Annotated in this window: 10 protein-coding genes; 5 read left to right on the top strand and 5 right to left on the bottom strand. The window is 46.2% G+C overall.

The genetic code is table 11. The annotated features are described in order from the left end of the window. Positions 1 to 33 precede the first annotated feature (33 nt). Positions 34 to 1,524: a phosphohexomutase domain-containing protein gene (locus tag HNP76_RS00125; protein WP_184656292.1), complete on the bottom strand. Its 1,491-nt coding sequence runs from the start codon at positions 1,522 to 1,524 to the stop codon at positions 34 to 36. A gap of 94 nt (positions 1,525 to 1,618) precedes the next feature. On the opposite strand from HNP76_RS00125, the gene HNP76_RS00120 reads away from it, so the two are divergent. After that, on the top strand, positions 1,619 to 2,656 hold the full coding sequence (locus HNP76_RS00120; RefSeq protein ID WP_184656291.1) for an FAD:protein FMN transferase: 1,038 nt from the start codon (positions 1,619 to 1,621) through the stop codon (positions 2,654 to 2,656). Positions 2,657 to 2,874: 218 nt separating this feature from the next. After that, the gene (locus tag HNP76_RS00115; RefSeq protein ID WP_184656290.1) at positions 2,875 to 4,611 is read left to right on the top strand and encodes a GGDEF and EAL domain-containing protein; all 1,737 of its coding nucleotides are present in this window, start codon (positions 2,875 to 2,877) and stop codon (positions 4,609 to 4,611) included. Between the two features lie 86 nt (positions 4,612 to 4,697). Here the strand turns inward: HNP76_RS00115 and HNP76_RS00110 are convergent, their stop codons facing one another. Further along, positions 4,698 to 5,927 carry a dicarboxylate/amino acid:cation symporter gene (locus HNP76_RS00110; RefSeq protein WP_184656289.1) on the bottom strand — a complete coding sequence of 410 codons (1,230 nt, stop codon included), beginning with the start codon at positions 5,925 to 5,927 and terminating at the stop codon, positions 4,698 to 4,700. A gap of 47 nt (positions 5,928 to 5,974) precedes the next feature. On the opposite strand from HNP76_RS00110, the gene HNP76_RS00105 reads away from it, so the two are divergent. Beyond that, positions 5,975 to 6,736, top strand: coding sequence for a hypothetical protein (locus tag HNP76_RS00105; protein ID WP_184656288.1), 762 nt, complete (start codon positions 5,975 to 5,977; stop codon positions 6,734 to 6,736). Between the two features lie 33 nt (positions 6,737 to 6,769). Next, a complete protein-coding gene (locus HNP76_RS00100) occupies positions 6,770 to 8,581 on the top strand; it encodes a DNA repair helicase XPB (protein ID WP_184656287.1) in 1,812 nt (603 codons plus the stop codon). Between the two features lie 16 nt (positions 8,582 to 8,597). Here the strand turns inward: HNP76_RS00100 and HNP76_RS00095 are convergent, their stop codons facing one another. Genes HNP76_RS00095 through HNP76_RS00085 form a run of 3 tightly spaced genes read right to left on the bottom strand, consistent with a single transcriptional unit; the run spans position 8,598 to position 16,645 of the window. Next, on the bottom strand, positions 8,598 to 10,853 hold the full coding sequence (locus HNP76_RS00095) for an HD-GYP domain-containing protein (RefSeq protein WP_184656286.1): 2,256 nt from the start codon (positions 10,851 to 10,853) through the stop codon (positions 8,598 to 8,600). Position 10,854: 1 nt separating this feature from the next. Next, entirely contained in the window at positions 10,855 to 14,472 is a 3,618-nt protein-coding gene (locus HNP76_RS00090) for a two-component regulator propeller domain-containing protein (protein ID WP_184656285.1), read from the bottom strand. Positions 14,473 to 14,488: 16 nt separating this feature from the next. Beyond that, a complete protein-coding gene (locus tag HNP76_RS00085; protein ID WP_260308925.1) occupies positions 14,489 to 16,645 on the bottom strand; it encodes an HD-GYP domain-containing protein in 2,157 nt (718 codons plus the stop codon). A gap of 162 nt (positions 16,646 to 16,807) precedes the next feature. Between HNP76_RS00085 and HNP76_RS00080 the strand changes: the two genes are divergently transcribed. Continuing rightward, positions 16,808 to 18,901, top strand: a complete 2,094-nt coding sequence (locus HNP76_RS00080) for a helicase-associated domain-containing protein (RefSeq protein ID WP_184656284.1) — start codon at positions 16,808 to 16,810, stop codon at positions 18,899 to 18,901. Positions 18,902 to 18,906: the final 5 nt, after the last annotated feature.

Raw genomic sequence — 18,906 nt, 5'->3', positions numbered from 1 at the left:
TTTGTGAAAGGTGGCTTTCCCCTTTTTTAGTTTCTATTTCGATAGCTTATCAAATCCTGCGAGAAGCTCTTGTGCAACTTGCAGGATTTTTTTTGCGTCGCCGACTCGTTCGCCTTCGACATTGAGTGGCATTACCGGGTCGTGCAGGGATTTTCTGAGCAGGAGCCAGCCTTTTTTGTCTTCGCTCTGGAAGCTGATTCGAACTCCTTCGTAAGACTTTGGCATAATCATGCCGGCTTTTTCTGCCCTTGCCTTGAATTCCTCAAGAACTTTGTCGCCGTAAGAGCCGAAATCTTCGCAGTTGATTTTGTAGCGGAGTTCCTGAGCTTCGACGAGAGGATCCAGCTTTTCAATCAGGCTTGCCAGAGTTTTGCCCTGGGCTTTTGCGTTTGCGAGCGCGATTACGATTTTGACTGCGAGGAAGGCTCCGTCATCGAGGTAGAAATTGTCTTTGAGTGCGCCGTGACCGCTTGTTTCCATTGCGAGCGGAGAAACAATTCCTTCCTTATTAAGGCGTTTGCATTCGTTGATTACGTTTTTGTAGCCGCGCTTGAAACAGTGGTGCTTGAGTCCCAGGTCTTTTTCGAGGAAGCGTGTAAGCCTGTCTGATGTGACAGAGTCAGTTATAATGGTAGAATTCGGATATTCCGGGGCCAGGATTGCGGCAACGAGCGCGATGATTGCGTCACGGTTGACTTCTGTTCCGTCCGGCAAGACTGCTGACATTCGGTCAACGTCCGTGTCGAAAATCAGGCCCAAATCAGCCTTGTTTTTGAGGACTGCCGACTGGATTGCTTCCATTGCCTTTGCGTTTTCCGGGTTTGGGATGTGATTTGGGAAGGTGCCGTCCGGCTCGAGGAACTGGCTTCCTTTTGTTTCTGCTCCGAGCTGGTCAAGAATCTTTGAAACGAAGAAGCCGCCCGCACCGTTTCCTGCATCAACGACGATTTTGAGTCCTTCGAGGGGCTTGTCGCCTGAATTTACGCCCTCTTTGATTGTTTTTACAAGATGATTTGCATAAAGTGAAATGAGGTCAAATTTCTGAGCGCTGACCTTTCCTGATTTTTCTGAAAGACCGACAGCACCTTCAAGAATTGCCGTGATGTCCTCATGCTCCAGACCGCCGTCCTTGTCGAAGAATTTGAGTCCGTTTCGGTTGAAGGGAAGGTGGCTCGCTGTAATCATGATTGAGCCGTCAAATTTTGTTTCCGGGAAGACGATGCTCATGAACATGGCCGGAGTTGTCGCCATGCCACAGTCAACGACCTTTACGCCGCAGGAAGAAAGTCCTGCAATTGCCGCATTTGACAAAGCCTCGCCTGTGATTCGAGAGTCACGGCCGATTCCCACGGTCAATGACTGAACCGGCTTGCCGCATTTTTTTGAAAGCCAGGCCGCAAAGCTCTGGGCGATTATATTTGAAGCGAGGGGAGTGAGGTTTACGCTCTCGCCTGCAATTCCTTCACAAGCAACGCCACGGATGTCGCTGCCGTTCTGTAATTTCAACAATTCCTTTGATTCCATAATGGTTTAAGAATAGCACATATTTCATGTTTATGTCATATATTTTTATTTTCTACTTGTTTTTATTTTTTCAGAATAGTATTATTAATAGAAAGTGAAAATATTCTTAAGAGGTCTTTCCTGCTTTTTAATATCATTTTTAATCGTTTCTTGTTCTCATGAAAAACCTAGGTACGAACAGCTTCTAGGAACTATTTGTTCTATAAATTTATTTGATGATGGAAGTGATGAGCTTTATAATAAAGTTTTCGCCCGCCTCCGTGAAATCGACGACGAATTTGCCCTCGACAAAAAACATTCAGATTTATACCGTATAAATTCCCGCGCTTATGTAGAGCCTGTCACTGTCGGTGAAGATGTCTTTTCGGTCATGGAATTTGCCCTGCTTCTTTCTAAAATTACCGACGGTGCCTTTGATGTTTCCGTTGAGCCGCTTGTCAAATTATGGAACATAAATTCAGCTGCTCCCCATGTGGCTTCCAAGGAAGAGCTTGATGAGGTTCTTCCCCTTATTGATTACAGAAATATCGTGATTAACCGCGAAAACCGTTCAGTTCATTTCTTAAAGGAAGGAATGGGCCTTGATTTTGGCGGAATCGCAAAAGGTTTCGCCGCCGATGAAGTCATCAAAATCTGTGAGGAAAACGAAGTCCGCCGGGCAATTATTGATTTGGGCGGAAATATTTACGTCTACGGTAAAAAGTCAAATTCCAAGGACTGGAACGTAGGCATCAAAAATCCTGAATATCCTGATTCTGCCCCCCTCATTCGTGTCACAGTCCCTCAAAACTCAGTCGTCACAAGTGGAATCTACGAGCGTTATTTTGAAGCTGGCGAAAAGCGATATCACCACATTTTCTCTCCATTCACGGGCTGCCCGGTTGAAAACGAGCTTTCCTCAGTAACAATCATCTGCAAAAATTCCATGCTTTCCGACGGTCTTTCTACGGCATTCTTTGTCCTTGGCGAACGCAAGTCCCTTGAACTTATCCCCAAGCTTTCTTCTGTCTTTAACCTCAAAATTTCGGCCATTTTCATCACAAATAACCGTGAAGTCAAATTCTCACGACGTTTTCCTTATACAAGGAGCATTCTTTATGATGAGTGGAAAATTAAAAAACTGTATGAATAGGAGTATCTCAAAAATCTCCAAAATATTTAAAGATTGCTTTTATAATTTTAAAATATAATTTTTTTTGATTGAAAAATGTGAAAACTCTTAAATCCGTGTTATACTATTAGCGAAGGCTTTTATGTATTTTTTTTCGGGGAATAAGAGACGGTTCAACTTTTTGCGCTGAACTTAATCTAGATTATGCATGAAGGTTTTTCTACTTTCTAAGGATTGCAATGAGTTACGGATTGGAAAATCTCGAATCGAGACAACTGGAAGGAATAGTCACAATTCTCAATCAATGTACGGATTCATTTTTATTTGTTTTCGACCTTACTAAAGACACATATTTCATCTCTCCATTTGCAAGAAATATTTTTAATTTTCCAGAAGAAAAGATGGAAAATGCCACGCACGAAATAATGAAAATCGTTTACCCTGAAGATCAGGCGGCTTTGCGTGCGGATTTGGACTTGCTCAAAACAGGAAAAAGAACAGAACATAACCTTGATTACCGCTGGATTAACAGGAACGGCAAGCCTGTCTGGATTCGCTGCAGGGGCCGTATCATTCCAAACGATGACGAGGAGCATAGGATTCTGATCGGAGAGGTTTCAATAGTGACGGAAGAAGACAGAACCGATTTGCTTACCGGTCTTGCCACAGAGTCTCAGCTTCGAATTGATTACAGTTCGGTCTGGACTAAAAAGCAGGCTGTTTCGGGCTTCATTCTCAAAATCGACATTGATAATCTTGGAGCAATCAACGAGCAGTACGGTGTTATGACCGGCGACGTTATTGTCTCTAAGGTTGGCGATTGCTGCCGCAAAGTCTGTTCTGGTATCGCAAAATCATACAAGCTTTCAAGCGATGAATTTGTCATCATGAATTTGACTGGCAAATCAGCTCTTGTCGGTCAAAAAATGTATGAGAATTTGCGCCGTGAGATTTCCGAGGCTGAGCACGGTCTTGGCTACGACATAATCTTTACGGTTTCGGGCGGAATGGTCGCTTTTATGAACGACACTTCCCAGCTGGACGGTCTTATCCGCAAGGTAAATTATTCACTTAATTCGTCAAAACGAAACGGCCGCAACAATCTCGCTACTTTCAATGCCGTTGACTACACACAGCACCTTAAGACACTTGATTTCCAGGAAAAAATCCGCGATTCAATCCGCAATAACTTCTCAGGCTTTGAGCTTTACTATCAGCCTGTTGTTGATGCCAAAAATCTCTATCTCGATGCAGACAAAACAGTCCTCAACGTTATCGGCTGTGAGGCCCTTATCCGCTGGACATGTCCTGGTTACGGCATCCTTTCTCCGGACGAATTCATTCCGATTTTGGAACGCACCGGCATGATTGTATCTGTCGGCCGCTGGATTTTGAGAACGGCTTTTATGCAGTGTGCCGAATGGAACCGCCTGCAAAAAGATTTCCATGTAAGCGTAAACCTTTCATATATTCAGGTCAAAAAGAGCGACATTCTTCGTGACGTTGAGACAGCTATGCTGGTTTCCGAAGTCAATCCAAAGAACGTCACTCTTGAGCTTACAGAAAGCGGTTACATCGACAATGGCGACGAGCTTCAGCAGCTCACCGAAGCCTTTGCAAACATGGGCGTCAACGTTGACATCGATGATTTCGGTACAGGCTATTCAAACCTCCGCTATTTGCAGTACCTCAAGGCAACAACTCTCAAACTTGATTATACATTCGTTCAGAAGGCCACAGCCGGCAACGAAGGTGACCGCAAAATCATCAAGCACATCACTCAGATGGCTCACGAACTCGGAATGCAGGTTTGTATGGAAGGTATCGAAGAAAAGAGCGACATCGAAAAGCTCATAGAATATTCCCCAGACAAATTCCAGGGCTTCTACTTCGGTCGTCCATGCAACAACATCGACTTCCGCGAGCACCATCTCCGACTCGACGTCAACAAAGACATCTATAAGAAATCAAAATAAGCGGGCGTTGCGGGCGGCGTTTGAGCCCGCAGAAAGGGTAGGGCGCAATGAAATGCGCCCGAAGGGAGAGGCTTCTCCCTTTTATTTTAAATATAATGCTTCAACTCAATCTTGTCGATTTTCTTGGTTTTAACGGCTACAATGTAGTTTCCTGTGATTGAAGACAGAACGTCGAATGCACAGGCGAAACTGCACAAAATCGGCATTGCCGGTCTTAAGAGAAGGTATCCTGCCTCAAAACCTCGTCCGTACATTGCGCAGATTACTGTGAGTGAAACAAAAGTGCCGCCAACCGGGAAACTTCCGAGCGCGAATGAAGTGATGAATGAAACGGCAAAAATCCAGATTACATCGAAGAAAGTGAAGCCCAGACTTGAGTAAGAGCGGAGAATCGTAACGAAACAGATTGTCGTGACTAAAGCAGTGCCGCCGCGGGCAAAAATCGAGAACAATGGAAGGGTAAAATTGTTTGTCTCGTCGTGGATTCCAAGGCTTTCTTTGCAGTGGCGGGTGTTTGTGAGAAGGCTGATGTTTGAGTCGCCTGTGAAAAAGCCAGTGATGATTGAACAGAGGCTTGCATAAAGAACGTGGTAAGGGCGCAAATCCTTGCAGAGAAGACGCAGAATCAGAGGATAGATGAGACCTGCTACAATCACAAAATCAACCAGAAGCATGAGGAAAATCGGAAGAAAGGTCTGTGAGTCGAAAATCGTGCGAGCCTGAAGCATCCAGTAGCAGGAAATTGCAATCATGCCGACCGAAAGCCACTCCACGAAGAAGGCTGACATGGTCTGACAGAGCTTCATTGCCGAGTCGAAAACGCTGAGGATTGGTTTGGAGTCGTTTGGATCAGAAGCACAGGCACCGCCAGCAAAAGCCGCAAGTACAAAAGCCGGGAGCAGGTAAACTCCGTCCTTGAGGGAATCAAAGCCTGAGAAGGGGAATACGTTGAGAATCATCTGCTTGATGTCGATTTGCGGAACTTCAGAGATTTTTTCGACGCTGATTGGAATGCGGGGAAGTGAAACAAGAAGAATTGAAAGCAGACCGAGGGCTACGAGAATCAAAGTTGAGCCTACGATTGTGCCCGCAGTCCAGAGACTGGTCTTCAAAATGTGCTTTTTGCTTCGGAGATTGAACATTGACATGGCCGTGCCAAAAAAAAGCAGGGGAATGACTGCATATCTGCCGAATCGGATTGCAATTTCGGATAAAGTGGAAACTGCTGAATCAACAGAAGGAATGTTGAGCGGGAGAATTACAGCCGCCAAAAGACCAAGAACTAAGCCAATCAAATATTTAATCCAAACTTTCATAATTTTAGTATATCAAATTGCTAATAAATCTGCTATAATAGTTCGTTATGGGAAAGATGATTTTGTTCGCAGGCAAGGAATTTCCTGCCGGAAATGATATGGCTTCGGGAGCTTCTTTTCAGGGGCGCAAGGTTATTGCTACAAGCATCGCTCTTCCTGCCGAAAAGGAAGGTGAGGGCGAGAATAATGGAGAAGTCCAGAAAGCTGGCGGAATTCTTCTGGTCAACTGGAACCGCGCTTCTGCCCTTTCATGCCGTTCTCTTGCCTTGAAGTGTGAGAACGAGGGCGGTATTGATGAGGCCGTGCTTGTCTTTGACGAATTCTATCTGGCTACAAAATACCGTGACGTTGATAACAACGCGCAAATCCTCGAAGAACTTGTGGCAAGCTATCAGTATCTTGCTCAGGAATTGATTGCCCGCTTTAACAGGCAGCCAAACCGCATGCGAAAACTTGTCTTCCTTTATAAATCAAATTATTCCCTTGCCGACGGAATCAATTCATCAACCGTCCGAGCTTCAGGCATTGAGCTTTCAAATCCACTGATTGCCGCCGCTGCAGGAGCTTTCCAGGCCTATGCGGAAAATCTTGCGGCTCGTCTTGCGGCCGGGGCAAACATCACGCCGATTCTGGTTTCATGCGATTCTCAGAACGACCTTTCCAAGCGTGATTCATCCCTTTCAGTCTGGCTTTGCGAGTACATGGATTCAATCGACGCCCTCAAAAAGCCGCTTTCGCCCAAGCAAAAAGTTTCATGGGTAAAAGCCGGTGCCAAAAATCCAAGCGGATTTGGAATCCTGGGATTTTAACGAATTTAACTCTTTTTTAACGGAAATTGAAAATTGGATTACTCTAACCCTCTTATCGTTCAAAGCGACAGAACTTTACTTCTCGATGTTCATGCCCCCCGTGCAACTGAATGCCGTAACGCGCTCATTCCCTTTGCTGAACTTGAGCGTTCGCCTGAGCATCTTCACACATACCGGCTCACGCCTCTTTCTTTGTGGAACGCAAATGCGGCGGGGTTTTCTCCTGATGATGCCGTAAAGGTCCTGCATGAATTTGCCCGCTACGATGTTCCCCAGAATATCGAAATGTGGATTAAGGAAACTGCCGGTCGTTTTGGAAAATTGCGCCTTGTTCCTGCTCCCTGGATTGAAATCCCTGACCCAAAAAAGCCGGCTGAAAAAATCAAGGAAGAATACCTCTACCTGGTTACGGAATCGATTCCTGTCTTTAAGGAAATCGGAGCCAGCCTGGTCGGAAAAAAATACCTTACCCTGTGCGAATACGAAGAACCCCAGGACGAGCTTATGAAGAAAACCCTCGTCTCTGAGGAAGAAAAATCCCACTGCTTCCGCCTCAACCTCACAGACCGGGGCACCATCAAGCAGGAACTTCTGCGCATGGGCTGGCCTGTAAAGGACGATGTTCCTTTGATTGACGGCGAGCCTCTTGAAATCAATTTGCGCCAAAAAACTCTGGGCGGCCGGGATTTTGTCCTCCGCCAGTATCAGAAGGAAGCGGCTCAGGCAATCGTGGGCGACAAGGGGCCTGGAACCGGCTTTGGCACAATCGTTCTTCCATGCGGTGCGGGCAAAACAATCGTCGGCATGACCGTAATGGACCTGCTTAAAACCAGCACGCTTATCATTACCACGAATATTTCTGCGGTTCATCAGTGGATTGACGAACTTATCGACAAGACCAACCTGACCCGTGATGACATTGCCGAGTACACCGGCGAAAACAAGACCATTAAGCCTGTCACCGTGGCGACCTATCAGATTCTCACATGGCGGCCGGAAAAGGACGGACCTTATCCTCATTTCTCACTTTTCCGAAAGCGAAACTGGGGCCTTATTGTTTACGATGAAGTCCACACGCTTCCTGCTCCTGTTTTCCGTGTTGCGGCAGAAATTCAGGCCGTGCGCCGGGTTGGTTTGACGGCTACTCTGGTCCGCGAAGACGGCTGCGAAGGTCATGTTTTCTCTCTGGTCGGCCCAAAACGCTACGATGTTCCATGGAAGGATTTGGAAAGCACGGGCTTTATCGCCACGGCCGAGTGCATTGAGGTGCGGATTGATCTGGGCGAAGAAAAGGAAATTGAATACGCCGTTGCTGATTTGCGTAAAAAGCACAGGATTGCCAGCGAAAATCCCAAAAAGCCTGAGTTCGTAAAGACTCTGGTCGAAAAATCACCGGACGACAAGATTCTGGTCATCGGCCAGTATTTGAGCCAGCTGGATGAACTTTCAAAAATGCTGGGCTGCCCGATTATCACGGGAAAAACGCCCAACGAAGAGCGCGATAAAATCTATGCTGATTTCAGGAGCGGGGCAATCCGCGTGCTGGTTGTCAGTAAGGTTGCAAACTTCGCAATTGATTTGCCGGATGCCAGCATGGCCATTCAGGTGAGCGGCACTTTCGGAAGCCGTCAGGAAGAAGCCCAGCGACTGGGTCGTATTCTCCGCCCGAAAGAGCGCAAGTCAAGATTCTTTACTTTGATTACTCGAAACACCGTCGAGGAAGAATTCGGCTCGAACCGCCAGAAATTCCTTGCAGAGCAGGGCTACCAGTACAGGCTCATCCGCTGCAACAATCCCTCTGAGCTTGGCGAAGTTCTTGACGGCGAGCAGCTCTGCCTGAATTAAGGGCTTTAGTCAAAAATCAGCGGACCCTGATATCCGTGAGCGCCACCTGGTCTCCTGTGAGGGCAACGTAAACTTCCTTGCTTCCGTCGTTGATTCTTGTGGTGTTCTGGATGTAAATGCCCTTGTTCTGGGTTTGCAGGGTCACTTCGTTTCCGTCTTTAAAGAACTCGATGTGACATTCATAGCCTGCCTTGTTCTGCTCTTCCCAGGTGTCCCAGCTCTTAAAATTTTCGGTTCTCCTCATGATGAAGGTGTTTGTGGCTGCATCCGATGAACCGTTTTCTTCTCCATCCAGCTTTATCAGTGCAAATTCACGGTAATTCTTTCCGTAGACTTTCTGATCGTCAGAGTAGTAAAGAAGGACGTAAGGGCAGTGCCAGACAAGGTTTGCATCCGGCAGACTCTGGGCGTGGAAATAAAGCTTTAACCTTTCCTTGATTTCTATGGCTCTGGTGAATTTTGACAGAGGCTTTACAATCTGAACGTTTGGAATGTCAGATTCAATCCTGTTGATGTAGTTAACTTTTTCTGTGAGGCGTGGAATTGCATTCTTATCAAGTTTCTGCTCTTTTTTTAGAGTTTTTATATTGCTGATGTGGACGTTTTCGCCTGTAATTCCGATGTAGGCCGCTTTTGACTCGCTTGGCAGGGCAACGATGACTTCAAAAGTCTTTTTGGAACTCTGCATTTTTATCAAAAGATGGTCTTCAAAACGGCTGGCAGTCACTTTATATGAAGATGATTCGCCCCCTGCTTCCTCGCTGACATTGCGGATTTCCATGTTTTTTGCGCTCGTTGAAATTATATGGGAGTCAAACCAGAGTTCCCCATATTCAAGATATTTGTGGGCGTCAATTGCTTTGGGAGTTTCGTAAACCTGTCCGTCCGAAGAATCAAAAAGAATGATTGATGGTGCCGAAAAAATCTTTTCTTTTTCGATGCTTTCGCAGTCAAAAGTAATCTCCGTGACCTTCTCCCCGACAGAAATTCCTGTGGTGATGTTTTCCCGGTAATCGTGGCAGAGGATTTCAGTTTCTGTCTTCTGGGACATTTTATCAAAGACACCGTTGTTTGTTCCCAAGTCCAAAAGCTGATAGGCGGCCTTCGCGTAAACAGGGTCGTACTTAAAGCCTGCCTCGCGGATAAATTCCTCACGGACGAAGAATTTTGAAAGGGTCGCGTCGTTTATCATGGTCTCGTAATCTCTGGCAACAGTGGCAATCCTTGCATACAGAGGAAGTTCATCGCCTTTCTGGGGATGTCTGTTACCCTTGCCGTCATAACGTTCGCCGACGTAAATGGCAGTCTCGCTTAAAAAAGGAAAGTCTTTGATGCAGTCGAGGACTTCCGGGGCGACATCGCAGACATAGGCGGCGTAGAAGGCTTTTTCACAGTCTTCCTGGCTGCAGCCTGCTTTTTTTGCAATTGCCTTGGCCATTATTGCCGTGCGCTCGTAATGTCCTTGCAATTCCTTGTTGTTTTTTTCCAGTAATTTTGCAAAAGCCGCCGCTGTCTCAGAAAAAATCCTCTTCATGTTCTTGCGTTCGGCCTTAAAAATCTGGATTTCAACATTGTGGGCCCTTACAACTTCATCATTTATATCAAGATAGGTGAAGAAGTAAAGTGAAACTGAAACCAGAACGATTGCCATGTTGACGATTGAAATTCCATAGGAAAAGAACTGAATCAGCCCGACTATGACCGGAAAGAAAGTGTAGAGGAAGATAGCCGTGTTGATGAATTTACTGAAAGACTTCCTGTGCTTGAAGATTGCCGAAAACTGAATGATTGGGCAGATGGTCGGAATTATGTAGCATATGAAAAATGCCGGACTTCGGTGATAGAAATTGTGGGCGTCAAAGTAATAATAAAGGCCTGTGAATGCGGCGATGATTGCCAGGAGCATGCCGACGGCAGAAGCAAAGAAAGTAACCCTGAGCCGGCGGGGAATGACAGTCATTTTTCCTTCGTTTGTAAGCAGGTCGGTCAGGTAAAAGTTAAAGCAGAAGACGATTGCGCTGGTCATGAAAAATACGATGAAATTCGAAAGGCGCATCATGATATAGCCCTTATTGGACGGAAGTCCTGCGTAAATATAGGTGAACCTGTCAAAATAAAGCAGCAGGGTAGCGACGATTTCCATGCCGATTATAATCCACTTGCGTTTTTTGGGAAGAAAGCGCGTGATAAAAAGCATAATCGTCATTGAAGTGCTGAAGGCACAAAGAACGAGCATTATATTGAGCTGATGGAGCCTTATAAAATTGAACATTTTATTCCCCCGCTTTGTCTTTTTTTGGAATTTCCATCATTTCTTTGGAAAGATGACGCATAATCGTTTTTTCCAAAAGCACAGGATCAACAGGAAGGGTCAGCATACCGCCGAAGCCTTTGGATTTATAAAAATCTTCGCCCGAAGATGCATTTTCTGTGATGACGTAAACCGGAAGATTTGGCTCGTAGCGTTTGACCTGGGCAACTATCTCTTCGAGCACCTTAGAGTCATTTTCAAAAAGCAGATGGTCGATGAAGGCCACGTTGAACTGATTTCCCCGGATTTTGTCTAAAAAGTCCTGTCTGCCGTTTGCCCGCGTTACAAAAACCTTTGTTGCTTTCAAAAGATTTTCGATTGAGCTCAGGTTGGTGAAATTCTCGCTGGCTACAATAACGTCCGCGTCAGGAGCGATGAATTCCGGGGTGTAAGAGCCGCCTTTTTCTTCCTCATCAGTTTCCGTAAAGTTCCCGATTGGAGTCTGGTCGATGATTTTCTGGGTGAGGGTAAAGATGAATTCTGAGCCCTTGCCTATGTCGCTTGTGCAGACAAGAACTCCGCCCATGAGTTCCGCAAAGCGCCGTGAAATATCGAGGCCCAGGCCGGTCTTTAAATGGAAATCCTTTGCTTCTTTTTCAAAAGCCCCGTAAGCATCAAAAATCGTTTCGATTACTTCGGGTTTCATGCCGTTTCCTGTGTCACTTACCCGGATGCAGAGGTCACACTTGTCATTGGTCCTGCTTTCCATCGAGATTTGCAGACTGATTCCGCCTTCCACCGTGTATTTTATGGCGTTGGAAAGAAGATTCAAAAGGACGTGCTTGATTTTGCCCACGTCGCCGTAAAGCCTGCTTGGCAGAACCTTGTCGATGGAGACGTCGAACCTTAAGTCTTTGTCCGAGCTCTTTATGCGGTTTGAGATTATGACCGAGCGGAGCAAGTCCTTTACGTTATATTCGGTTTCTGAAAGCGAGAACTTGCCCGATTCAATTTTGGTCATTTCGAGCAGGTCGTTGATGAGGTTCAAAAGTGACTCTGCTGCCGTGTGGATGGTCTGCCCGTAGTTCATGACAGAAAGGAAATAGTCTTTCGGAACGTCTTTAGCGTTTTCCCGCCGTATCATTTCGTCCATGCACATAATAGTGTTGATAGGCGTTATGATTTCCTGAGACATGTTTGAAAGGAAGCGGGACTTTGTTTTATTTGCAAGCTCGGCTTCTTCTTTTGCCTGCTGAATCTGCCTGTATTGCTTTGTAATGACTGTTGACTTCATGGTGCGCCAGACGATAAAGCCTGCAATCAGGACCAGCATTGAAATCAGTGACACCTTTACAAAGAAGATTTCATAAAGCTGGGGCGTTTTGATGATTTCGATGGCCTTGTCGAGCATGACTTCCTTTTTGTTGTGGCTCAAAACCTGAATATGGAATCTGTAGCTTCCGTAGGAAAGGCCGGTGTATTCAAGAGGGTAAAGGGCGTTGCGGTTTACAGTGATTCCGTCTCCGTCGGCACCCTCCAGAAAGATTCTGACGGGCGGATTTGACATTGTGTAGTCCATTACCGAGGCCGTGAGCTTGATTCGCTCTTTTGAGGCCGGAATGATGTAGACACCCTTTTCGTTGGGCATGATTTTTTTGTTTCCGCAGTAGATTGAATTGACAGCCGCCTTTGCCTGGGAAGTCTGCTCCGAATAATCGTTGATGTTTACGCAGGTGACTCCCTCTCGGCAGCAGATGTAGAGGTTGCCGTTTGGCTCCAGAGTGCTGAAGGAATTTGCCGTGACCGTGCTTGGAAGGCCGTTGGCAACCGTGTAGAGCCTGTAGTCGTTCACTTCGTCCGAAAGCAGGTCTTCGGCGCTGGCAGTGTAGATTCCGCTTGAGGCAAGAACCCATAATTCATCGCTCTTATTTAAATAAAGGTCGTAGTTGTTGTTATATGGAAAGGAAGATACGTTTTTAATCATGCCGTGCTGCATGTACTGAAGGGAATTTGAGGTTACAATCCAGAGCACGTCGTGTTTTCTGTCTTCTTTGATGCGCATTACGACATCGCTGGTAAGACCTTCATCGCGGCCGTATCTCGTGATTTTTGAGCCGTCGATTACATAGATTCCGTCTCCGTTGCTGCCTGCATAAATCTTTCCGTCTGAGGCTTCTTCGACCGTGAGCAGAATGGGGTTCTTTATGATTTCTTCTGTGCCGAATGTTTTTATGATTTTTTTGTCTTTGATTATGGCAAGTCCGTTGTTGGTTCCGCAGAGCAGGCTTCCGTCTCTTGAAATTTTGAGGGTGCGGATCATGTTGCTGGGCATGCCGTTTTTTGTGGTGAATGATATGATTTTTCCGTCCGGCTCCTGGCAGACAAGACCTTTTTCGTTTGTGAAAGTTCCAATCCAGATGTTATTTTCCTTGTCCTCGCTCAGACACCTTATCCTTGAATCGCCGATGAATTCCGTGAGCTTGTTTTTGATTTCTTTTTTGTCCCTGTCGATGATGTAGAGGCCGGTTTCCGTTCCGATGTAAAGCCTGTCTCCGTGAATGCAGTTGGCGTATATCGTTTTTTTGGGGAGTTTTGCTTCCCTTGATATGTTGACGAAATTGTTTGAGACGACCTTGATTACGCCCTGAGTTGATGAGCAGGCCCAGATGTTCCCCTGATAGTCCGAGGTGAGCATTTGAATGGCGCTTGTTAATGGAAGATTTTGAAGGAGAATCAGCTTCTTGTCGCTGTCGATGTAGCCGATCTGGCTGGCCGAGCAAATCCAGACCCGGCCGCATTCATAGCTTATCCACTGAACGCTTTTAACCGGAAGAATGTCGATTTTAAGCATCTGGGAGCTTTTCTGACCGAAATCACCGTAATAAATGGAACCGCCCTCGTCGCAGAGATAGAGCTTTCCCGGATTGAAGGGGTCTACGAGCATGGCGGTGATTCTCTGCATTCCAAGTTCTTCGCTTGTATAAACTTTTGTGATGTTTCTGTTTATGATGACGAAGATGATTCCGTTTGTGGTCTGACCGTAGACTTTGCCTGTCGAATCCGCCTCAAGCTTAGTGACTTCTTCTTTTATCAGGCGGGAATCAGAAAGGGGGTATAAAAGACCTGTGTCCCTTACGAAAGCCAGCCCGGATGAAGTTGCGATGAAAATGGTTCCGGCTTTGTCTTCCGCAAAACTTCTGATTGAAGAGGCCGGAAGTCCGTCCTTGTAGGTGTAGCGCCGGGCCTTTTCACCTTCCATTACGACGACTCCGTTGTCATTTGTGCCGACCCAGATGCGGTTCTGGCTGTCCTCAAAGAAAGTGCGGCCGCTTGTAAGTCCTGCTGACGTGGAAAGCCTTTCAAAATAGCTGCCGTCGTAGCGGATTACGCCGTTGTAGCCGCCCAGCCAGACATATCCGTCTTTGGAGCCGAGGATATAATTTGCGTCGGAAGTGGGAAGTCCGTTAGTGGCGTCATAAAGCTTGCTTGTGTAACCGATTCCGCTGAGCTGACCTGTGGCTGCAAAACCTCCGCCGAATTTGTCAAAATTTTTTTGCACGGAATATGCAGAGAATGCCGTTAAAAAGCAGACCGCTGATAAAATGAGGCTTTTCAATGATTTATGAGCTGGATTTCGCAAAATCAAATCTCCTTCATTATGCCTGAGGCGCCGGGTTAAATTTCCTCAAAATCATCTTCACTTCGGAAAGTGATTCCATGAAAACTTCAACGCATTTCGGGTCAAACTGGGTGCCGGAACCTTCCTGCAAAATCGCAAGTGCCTTTTCGAGCGGGAAAGCCGGTTTGTAGACTCGCGGAGAAGCAAGGGCGTCAAAAACATCGGCTACGGCCATGATTCGGGCAGAAAGCGGAATTACCTCGCCGTGAAGACCTTCCGGGTAGCCCCTGCCGTCCCAGCGTTCGTGATGATAGGCCGCCATGTTGCGTGCTTCTTTGAGATAGCTTTCACCCTGAACCGTAGAAATTGCCTTTTCAAGAATTTTCTTTCCGGCCGTGGTGTGGGTTTTCATGATTTCAAATTCTTCGTCCGTGAGCTTTCCAGGCTTGTTGAGAACCTCGTCCGGAATATTGATTTTGCCCACGTCATGAAGAGGGGCCGAGCGGACTACGTCTGACATGAACTTTGGCGTGATTTTTGAGGCGTAGTATTCCTTGCGCTTGAGTCCTTCCACGATGATTCTGACGTAGGCGGAAGTTTTCTGGACGTGGGCGCCTGTGTCCGAATCGCGGTTTTCGACCATGTCTGCCATTGTGATGATAAGTCCGTCCTGCATGGTCATGGTTGAATCTGAAAGGCGCCGTATGTCTCGCACCTGTTCCGTCTGGTTGAGGGTGAGCTGGCAGATTGCGTCGTAAAGCTTTTGAATTTCGTCTCCGCTTTGAATGTCCAGTGAGCGGATTTGCCTTACGTTTTCATCAAGCTTGTCCTGTTCCGCAACGGAGTCAGAGAACAAATTGATACAGGTAGCCATGGCACTGATTGGGTAGGAAATCTTTGTGCCGATTGTCCAGATTATGTAAGAAATGATTACGATAAAGAAGCCCGCCATAATCAGCAGAACTTTAACAATGAAGCTGCCCAGGTATTTTGAAAAATAATCCAGGTCGACTCCAGCCGTGACATAGCAGACGCATTTTCCTTCAGAATTTAAAAGCGGGCGTGAAACTATGACCTGACGCTTAAAAATGGAGCCGGTTAAAACAGGTTCTATTTGATTTCCTTCTATTAAATCATCTTTGTATGGCTCAAATTCCTTGCTGTAAGGAATGAGTTTTCCGAATTCTACCGGATTTTCCGTGCTTTCATGACTGTCAACGTTGAAAATAAAGCGGGCTCCGTCTTCTTCATTTTTGACGACGCAAAGATAAGTTACCGAAGAAAGCTGCCAGGTTTTTGAAAGAAGGTTGAGCGTTTCCTTGTAGCCTGGGGCGTGTTTTCCGAACTTGACGAAATCATCGATTCTTGACGCATCAATAAATTCACTGGAAAGCCTTACGCACCTTGCCGCAGATTCAATCCTGTCATTTTTGGCGTTTTCTGAATAAAGGTTAATCGTGATTATAATTGTCAAAAAAACAAGAAGGGCTGATATCGTTGTAAAAAAGAGGGTGAGCCTTGAATGGAGGGCGTGCTTTATGTCGCTTCGCCTGTCAGCAATGTATGGCTGCGAATTTTCGGGGCTAAAGCGCTGCTTCCAGATTCCTTCTTCAAATGAAGCAAGAAAATCTTTTGGAATGGCGGAAATCAGGATAAGTACGAAAATGCAGATAAAGCCCTTTTCAAAGAAATAAAGCAGGAAGTTTGTGATTGCGAAACTTAAAAGAAAGGGAATTGATGCCACTGAAGAAAAAGAGCGGGCGTTCTGGGCAATGAGGGATGGAACCTGCTGGCCGTAAAGGGCGTATTGGGCAAAAGTTGATGAAAGGGTTGCGAGAACAGCCACGATGAAGGCGTAAAGCAGAGTTTTCCTGATGTTTTTTATGCCGTATTTTTGAATGAAGGCTACGGTTATGATTGCGATGACGGAATTAAAGAAAGATAGATAAATTGATGCCTCACAGAATAAAGCGCAAATGATGCTTGAAGCGACGGCAGTACATATTGATGGAAAGAGAAGGCCGCTGATTGCCGCGACGATTATAGTTCCAACGCTGTCCAAAAAAAGCGGGAAGCCCAGTTTGAACATAATGAAAGAGAAAAGAACATTTATAAAAAGGCCGCAGAAAGCAATGATTGCACGACGAGAACGTATTGATAGTTTTCTGCGTTTTGCCTTGACCTGTGATTTCAAATAATGCCTCTCAATACTTTAAGTCTAAATTATACCACCGGACTTTAAATTTATAAAGAATAATTTCAGAAAACTTTTACTTTTTTTTTAATTAAAATTTTCTGTTTAATTTTTCCTGATTTTATGCTATTCTTCCATATCGCGATTTTTTAGGAGCTTTTTATGCAATTAGACCCGAAGGTACAGAGAATCATTGACTGGCGCGAGAGCATTGCGGTACTGCCGGACAATCATTTTTTTGAGATTATCCGAATGTACTTGGGCGAAATAAAAACTCCCTTCAATAAACAGAAGCTGATTGAGGAACTTGGGGCTTTTATCCGCCGTGAGGAAACCAGGCACACCCTGATTTCACTTTTGAGCGAGACTGATTTAAGGATTATTTCTGCGGTCAAGTATATTTCAAACGCCACCCAGGAAAAGCTTTATTCCTTTTTTGCGGGCACTTATTCCTTTGCAGCCCTTTACGAGCGTCTTTTGAACCTTGAGGAAAGGCTCATCCTTTACCGAAAAAGCGACAGAAACGGAAAAACCGTAGTCCTTATCAATCCCCACCTTGAAGACGACCTTGCCCCTTACACCAAGCAGTCAGTCCTTCTTGAGCCTCCTGAGTATGCGGGCCTATCCTATGAGGCTCCTGCCAGCCTTTCACCAGAGCTGATTGCGGCTTTCATTTCCTTCATCCATAAAAACCGGGATTTGTGCAAGGCTGACGGCACTTTTAAAAAACGCACAGAGGCAGAAATCGAACGGCTTTTCCCTGGCAAAACCGAAATGCTTTACAACCTCACCAAGGCATTCATCAATCTTTCACTGATTCGTGAAGTGAGCGAGGGCTATGAAATCGACAAGAACAAATTCCTGGCTTTTGCCCGCCTCGATGAGCGCCTTCAATACGCATATTTTTGCGTGGCAAGTGCAGGCCGCTTTTCCCGCAGTTCCCTTGTCCGCCAGGCAAGGCTCCTTCTTGAAGTTGCAAGTTCCATTCCCCGCGAGGGATTTTCACGCAGCATAATCCTGCGCCTGGCATATTTGATTTCTGAAGACCAGAGCGACGGTACAGGCATTCCTTCTCTGGGCACTTCTTCCCGCTTTTCCGCAATTTTGAACCGGGCCCGCGAGGCAGAGGCTGACAGCGCGATTGTTGAATCTGATTCCGATCTTTCTTCAATCCTTGACCGGCTGATTGAATGCGCGTCACTTTTCGGAATTTTGTCCAAAAAAGGTACTGACATTCACGATGAGTCAATTTATGTTTCAGGCACAATCTTCGAGCCAAAGGAATTTGAAGAGACTCCGAAAGTTCTGAGCGTTGACGCCGGCTTCAATGTCACTTTGATGCCGGGCCTTTCCCTCGAAAACCTGATTCCGCTCATGGATTTTATGGAGCTCGTTCAGTTTGACACGGCCGCTGTTTTTGAAATCAACAGAAAGTCGGTCATGCGGGGCTTTGATGCCGGGCTTAGCGCCAACAGAATCTTCTCCCTGCTCAAAAAATACAGTCCTTACGAAATTCCTCAGAACCTTGAGATTTCAGTTGACGACTGGAGTAAGTCATATTCTTCGGCAACGATTTACAAGGGCTATGTTTTGCAGGTCAGTGCCGAAAAAGCTGCAATTACCGAAAACAATCCTGCAATTGCGCCCTTTATTGCGGCCAAGCTTGCGATGGGAATTTATCTTCTTTCTGTTGAGAGCGACGAGCAGGCTCAGGCCATTATCGCCAAAAGCGGACTCGATTTCATCGGCAAAATCAAAACTCCTGAAAAGACTTACGAAAGCATCGGATTCCCTGAATTCGCCGTTCCTGAAAAGACAGACCGTTTTGACACGAGCGAAGAACCGGCCCCAACTTCCGATGCAGAGCGGGCTGCACATTTTGAGGCAATGCGGGCCGAACTTGAAAAGCTCAATCTTCCCCAGGAGAAAAAGGAAGGTCTTGCCCAGCGAATCCAGCACAAAATCATTTTGTCGCCGGTTCAGCTCAGGGCAGACAGCGTAAAATACGAGCGGATTGAAGCGGGCGGCATGGATTTTTCTGGCAAGCTCCACATCGTTGAAGGCTCAATTTCCAACAACAGCATGGTCGAGCTCCAGTTTGACGACCGCGTAATCGTTGGCATCCCGCTTTCAATCACAAAAACAGGCACGGACGCCACAGTTTTAATGGAAGTAATGCCAGACCGCGACGAAAAAGTGCTTTCAATCGGCCAGGCCAAGTTCGTCAAGCGAATCCGCGGCAGCGTGCTGAGGTAAGGGGC

Origin of the sequence: Treponema ruminis, from assembly GCF_014201975.1 — a bacterium.
In the GTDB taxonomy this organism is placed as follows: domain Bacteria; phylum Spirochaetota; class Spirochaetia; order Treponematales; family Treponemataceae; genus Treponema_D; species Treponema_D ruminis.
The sequence above is the reverse complement of the archived record's forward strand: the minus strand, read 5'-3'. Positions and strand labels throughout refer to the sequence as shown.